This window comes from Endozoicomonas sp. SESOKO2 (assembly GCF_024606245.1).
Taxonomy (GTDB): Bacteria; Pseudomonadota; Gammaproteobacteria; order Pseudomonadales; family Endozoicomonadaceae; genus Endozoicomonas_A.
Map to the genome: position 1 here is coordinate 1 of NZ_JAHHPQ010000153.1, position 6,472 is coordinate 6,472.

Sequence of the window (6,472 nt, forward strand, 5' to 3'; positions counted from 1 at the left end):
TCCTCACAAAACCGAATTTTCATCCTCAATTTTCTGCCGTCCTCGCTACGGGCGCCATTCTCGGTCAGGCTCCTAGATGAATATTGAGCAGCATGCCTCAAAACTTATTGTGAAAGCCTGCTGTTAGAGAATAACGGGCGTTCGTCACTTGATAAAAATAGTGAAAAAAAAGAGAAAGTTAGACAATGCTGGAGATTTATCTGAACGGAATGTTATTAAGCGGTGGTTTGATCATAGCCATTGGCAGTCAGAATGCTTTTTTACTGGCTCACGGCTTACGTCGAGAGTCTCCTGTTCTGATTGCCACCCTATGTGCAGTTTGTGATGCCTTGCTAATACTGGCTGGTGTTATGGGTCTTGGTACTCTTATTCAGAGTAGTAATACACTGCTTGAACTAGCCCGCTGGGCAGGCGTTGTTTATTTGACCGGATTTGGCCTGATCTCACTGCGGCGCAGTTTCAAAACTGAGCAGCTCAAGGCTGAAGGGCAGGTGCAAAAATCGGTTCGGGCTATTGTGCTTTCAACTCTGGCGGTCACCCTGCTTAACCCGCACGTTTACCTTGATACGGTCATTTTATTAGGCAGTATTGGTGCTCAGTACGGTGATCAGCGTGGTTATTTTGTACTAGGGGCTGTCACCGCATCACTCATCTGGTTCTATGGGCTTGGGTTCGGTGCTGTGAAGCTGGCTCCTCTGTTATCCCGCCCGTTGGCATGGAAAATCATTGATCTGGTGATCTGTCTGATTATGTTCAGCATGGCTCTGAGTCTGGTGCAAATGGACCTGGTGCATATTTTATAACCTTTCTGTCTAATGAATTATGCTTCCGGGTTTCATTTCATTGACTATTTTGAAGATCAAGTACTTTTTTCTTAACAACTGGATGGGTGGTTACTGTCCGATCGGACAGAATCTTTGCTAAGGGTTCTATGAAAAAGGGTTGATCCGATGAGACTCAGGCTCGTAAACAGTGTCGTCTTGTTCTTGCTCAGTGTGTTCTGCTCACTGGCTTTAGCCAAGACCTATTCAGACAATCTGGTGCTGGTGGTCTATGAAAGTAATGCTGAGGTTAATATGGTGCTGGCCTCGGCAGACAATCCCGAGAAGGTACTGGCCAGCTCGGTGGCCTCTCCGGTTCATGTCACTTACAGTCGGTCAAAGGATGAGGAAGACTATTATGAGGCTTCACTCACCGGTATGGGTCATCCGGGCAATCTGGTATTTCGTGATTCAGAAACGATTCTGTTTGCTAATGCTCTTGATAATCTCAGGAAATCAGCCCGCTTCCATTGGCTTGATCTGAAGGATGATGACACAATCAAGCTTGACGCCGTTTTCGTCGGTATTGCCGGGTATAAAGACCATCACAAAAAAGCCCTTGTGGTGGGTGACCGAGTCGTCTTCAAAGAGCAGTACATTCGCGAGAACATGGAAGAGGTTTTGAAGCTCCGTCATTTCCAAATGTCCCCCGATAAGCAGTTACAAATGGATTCAGATACCCGTCTGATGGCCAAACTGGCCAAACAGAAAGCGGGTGAAGACGTCGAGTTAAGGGATCTGGATTTTATTCAACTGACTACCTATGCCATCGGTTACAGAATTCGGGATGGTGTAATGCGACATGATCGGGTGACCTATGACAGTGAGGGCGGGGATTATGAATATGGCGTAGCTATCCAGGTATTCTTCCTTGATCAACTGCCAGCAGCCTGTACAGCCAGTGATTTTGACACACTGGATCTGAGGCATGTACCGGTTCTGAAAGCCATGAATGCTATGCCAACCGTTGATGTTTATAGACACGCACCTAAGGGTGAATACCTCGCCTACCCTGATCTGGGCTATAGCAAAGCGGAACAGGCGCGGTTGAATACTACACTGCCTACCAGAAAATTTAATCACCTGTTTGTTCGCTTGAAAGATAGGAAAAATGAAGCCGGCTATCTGGGCTTCTGGGTGTTGCAGCAGAATAAAGTGCCAGAGGGTGTCACTGAAAAAGACTGGTATGCCGGTCAGGATACGCTAACCCAATGTGCCAAGACTACCTTTATTCCAGCCATCAAAAGAGTGGTAGAGGGGCTGAGCGAACAGGGTATTGGTAAGGATAAAGATGGTGCTAATCTGCCTCTGATTATGGTGGGAGAGTTTCCGCTGGGGCAGACAGCGCGGATGAGAGAGGCACTTAATGAGATTCTGAGCGAGGAAGATCTGAGGCGCATTGTCTGGTTGAAACCTCACGAGTACCGGCAGCTTCTGGCAAAAGCGGGTATTAAGCTGGTCAGGAGAAAGAAACAGGAGTCACCTTGTGCAAGCAAGTCAGGCAACTTCTGTTTTTCAGCTGATCCGTTATAAAAGGGGGGAAGACAACCGCGATGCATTGGAGCAATCTCATAAAACGAGTCTTATAGACTTCTTTGGTAGGAATATCACAAGCCTATAGAACTTGTCTGCAGATTGCGTAATGGCTGCAATTCGTTCGGCTCCATTTCTGATACCGTCGGTTGTCTTTTGAACTTCTTGATCGCCAGATAGACTGCGATGGTTGCAATCACAACAACTGCAGTGCCTCCTGCAGCAGCCACAGTTCCCCAGGGTGTATCATCTGCCGATCCTGAAGCTGATGTTGAGGCTGATTGCGAAGCTGACCCCGCAGCAGCCAGAGCAGTAGGGGCTTTTTGGTGATTGAAGAATTCAAGGCCCAGAGAAATTTCTTGCATTCGTACCTCCGTCTTCCGGCCATCCTCCCTAATCTCATCGTTTTCAGTGGCCAGATAAGCCTTATTACCCACAAAAATCGGGCGCAGAGACTTTGTTGGTGCAGGTTTAAATGTGGTGGCGAAACGATGGATGTTGACTTGATTTTTATAAGTAAGCACTGATAATCGTCCATCGCTGTTGTAAATAATGGCGTGCAAATAATCTTTCGTTGTCGTCAGCTTCACGGCTGCAAATGAGTCTGGTGTGCGGGAAGAAAAATCAATCTCATCTTCAATAATAAAAGCGCTATCCATCTGTCCATTGTCAGTGGCAAACCGGCGAATAGACAGTCTCCCTTCCCCAGGGTTGTATAGGGCAACGTAGGCGTGGTTTTTTTTGATCAGGATGTCCTGCTGGCTGTTGACTGAGTCAATATCATCGTCAATGGCGTTGATTCTTTCTTCGCCATTATTGCCAAAAGAGGCAGAGGGGGTTAGCTGTTTACTGTCGTACTGTCTGATAAACAGGGGATGGTTGGCATGTTCATCACTTATGCCTAACACATAAAAGTGTTCGCCATCGGGTGAGAGCTCCAGATTAAGCGCTTGCTCCTTATCAAGCCGCCCACTGTTTTCAGGATACTTTCTGGAAAGCATGCGCTCTCCCTGGCGGTAACGTCCGACAAACAGGCTGTTATCGATGGTTCCCGTTAAATACATAGCACCCTGATGAAAAGCGGTATCACTTATTTGAAGATTCTCAGGGAATTCGTCGCTATGTATTCTGACTCCTCTTCTGGATCTGTGTCTGTCAGTGACATCTAACCTGAACAAGATCGTTTTTTCTGAAGGTGTTGTTGAGATAAGGTCAAGGTGAGAGCCTTTGGTTTCATGAACAACCTGCCCTGCCAGAGGCTGGTAGCCCACCAGCATATTTCTGAAACGGGACTGGATGGGGAGGTATCTCACAATACCGCACCAACCAAATCCGTGATCCGGTTCAGAGCCTTTATAACGAACCAGGATAATTTCTTGACGAGGTTCTTTCCAGCGCGACTTAGGCTTAATGACAACGTAAATTCGCTGGGTTTCGGGGTCATACACCTGGAAGAGAGGTTTGCCCTCCAGTGACGGGCAGATAGGCTCGGAGTCGCTTAAATAAGCTGTGGAGGATGTACTGGATTTACTGTGAGTCAAGTCCTTATACGACGAAGGATTTGTAGATGGCGGAACTGACGAAGTTGACGGGGCTGACATGATGCTCTTTTCCTCGCTGCAGTCAAATCCGCCCTGTGTGCAATCAACTCCGGCCAACAATGTTTGTGGTTTGGAGAATGCTTTTGGAAACGGTAGATAGCCATCCTGACCGTTCCAGACAGCACGATTGAAAGAGGTAGCATTATTGGAACCACCGGGGTCTGCAAACTCATTCAGTACTGTAGGAAACCGGTTGTTTGTCTGTTTGGTGCCATTTATTCGGGCAAGTTCACGGTAGGGGGTGTTAATGCCTTTAAGCATTGGCAGCTGCGATGCATCACCGGCATTCCAGAGTGTGCTGCTCAAACCGGTCAGGTTTGATTTGAGAGCGTTTTTCGATACTCTTACGACACCTACATTATATCCTTCCTGACCACCAAAAGTACGGTGATACTTTGTGAATGTATCCAGATTATTCTTAATACGCTCTCCCATCCAAACTTTTGCCACTGCTCCGCTTGTGCCGTAATAGCCTCTGTTCTTAGCTTCAAGTGACCCGGTATTGACATTGTTGTAAACCAAGACCGGATTGACAGGCGCGTCAGCAACTCCGGAAACGCCACCGACGTAATCATAATCTTTCGAAATGACCGCTCCGGCATTAAGGTTATCCTGAACGCTTCCGACCTCAACGCCTCCTGCAATACCTCCGGCATATGATGACCAGCTATCAGTATTGACAGTTCCGGTATTTACATTTTGAACAACAGTAGCATTGTATACTTGCCCCGCTATTCCACCGGCGTGTGTACGATCATAGTTGTTGAAAATGCTGCCTGTATTGAGGTTTTTGCTGACCAGGGTTTGCCCGGATGCCCTCCCCACTATTCCACCCCTGTTTCCTGCATGTTTAACGTAGACGATACCCGGATCATCTGTGGATGACATTTTTCCAGTGTTCAGGTTATTTGATACTCTGGCTGCTGCTGCCTCTCCTGCAATCCCCCCGGAACTTTCGGTATGGCTAACAGTGACGTCGCCGACATTCATATTATTGAGAGCAGCGCTTCTTTTCAGTGTTCCGACAATGCCACCGGCAGGCGAGGAACCTGCACCCCCGGAGATGATCGCTCCGGTATTCAGGTTATTTGAAATGGTAGATGTCTGATCGGCCAATCCAGCGATACCACCTGTGCTGGCGCTTGATGCTGTGACTACTGTGCCGGTGTTTACACTGTCGTGTATGACGCTGTCTGAAACACTGCCTGCCAGACCTCCGGCATGACTGTTAGAAAACTTCGTTTTGACGGTTCCGTCATAATTGACCACCTCTTCAATCCTGCTGCCTTTCAACTCTCCCACAAGTGCACCTGTCGGGCTCCTAAACCCGGCACCGGTCACTTTTGGTTGTTTTAACAGGATCCGCCTGATGATGCTGTTTTGTAATGACCCGAACAAGCCGGTTGCAGTTTTATAGGCTGACGTTGAAACCTCAAGGCCAGAAATAACATGGCCGCCGCCATCCAGATTGAGAGAAAACGGAACGGAGACATTGCCAACGGGTTCCCAGGGAGTGAAGCTCAGGTTGATATCACTGATCAACCGATAGTCACCTTCGACCGGGTGGTCGGCATTCAGATATTGATTGAAATTATTATTGTCCAGCTCGATAGTGTCGGCCCAGCTTTCCCAGTTTGGAATACAAACGACAAGTAACAGCAATAGTACAGACGACTTTTTGTTGATAGTCAGTAGCCGATTCTGATTTCTTATCAGACTTTTATTCATTGAAGAACTACCGTAGAGATAATGATAATAAATAATCGTACCCGTCTATATAGACCATGTGATGTCATCATGCAGAAAGATGCAGAGAACCGTGAGAAAGCTTCTGTTTGAGTAGGGGGTATCAGGGGGAATTTCCTGGTTTGTTTTTGGCTGAGATGATTGGACATTCCAGGGGCTCATTCGCCGGTTCCTGAGAATAGACATTATTGGGTTTCCACATCCTGTTGAATTAGTTCTTTTTTGAACCAGCTCTTGGCGAGTTCGTAAAATGCAACCGTTCCAAGCAGTAAAGTACACCCTGCAAAAAAACCCGTTATAAATCGAGTATTTACCCCAGACGATAAAGTGGCAGGGAATTCTTGAGGACTCAAGTTTTCAAGACCCAGAAAAACTTCCTGCATCCGTACCTGCCTGTTACCCTCCTCAATATCAGCAACTTCAACCGCCAGATAGGCTTTATTACCCAAAAAAACCAGACGCATAGACTCCGCTGTCGCAGGTTTAAATGTGGTGTCGAAACGATGGACTTTGACCTGATCTTTATAAGTAAACACGGACAGTTGTCCATCACTGTTGTATATAATGGCGTGCAAATGATCTCCCGTTATCATCAGCCTGACGGTTACAAACGAACCCGGTGTGAGGGGAGAAAAATCAATCTTGTCGTCAATAATAAAAGCACTATCAATCTGTCCATTGTCGGTGGCAAATCGGCGGATAGAAAGTTTCTCTCTCTCAGGGCTGAATACGGCAACGTAGATCTGGTCTTTTTGTATCAGGATGTCCTGC

Annotated in this window: 4 protein-coding genes; 2 read left to right on the forward strand and 2 right to left on the reverse strand. The window is 47.1% G+C overall.

Going from position 1 to position 6,472, the window contains the following annotated elements; genetic code table 11:
• Positions 1-185 precede the first annotated feature (185 nt).
• Together KDK17_RS03725 and KDK17_RS03730 are read left to right on the forward strand one after the other, a co-directional pair.
• Complete coding sequence (locus tag KDK17_RS03725) at positions 186-803, forward strand: LysE/ArgO family amino acid transporter (protein WP_257287376.1); 618 nt, start codon at positions 186-188, stop codon at positions 801-803.
• Between the two features lie 147 nt (positions 804-950).
• Positions 951-2,354, forward strand: a complete 1,404-nt coding sequence (locus KDK17_RS03730) for a hypothetical protein (protein ID WP_257255024.1) — start codon at positions 951-953, stop codon at positions 2,352-2,354.
• A gap of 74 nt (positions 2,355-2,428) precedes the next feature.
• Here the strand turns inward: KDK17_RS03730 and KDK17_RS03735 are convergent, their stop codons facing one another.
• Positions 2,429-5,683, reverse strand: coding sequence for a hypothetical protein (locus KDK17_RS03735; protein WP_257287377.1), 3,255 nt, complete (start codon positions 5,681-5,683; stop codon positions 2,429-2,431).
• A gap of 203 nt (positions 5,684-5,886) precedes the next feature.
• On the reverse strand, positions 5,887-6,472 hold a 586-nt coding region (locus KDK17_RS03740), incomplete at its 5' end, for a hypothetical protein (protein WP_257287378.1).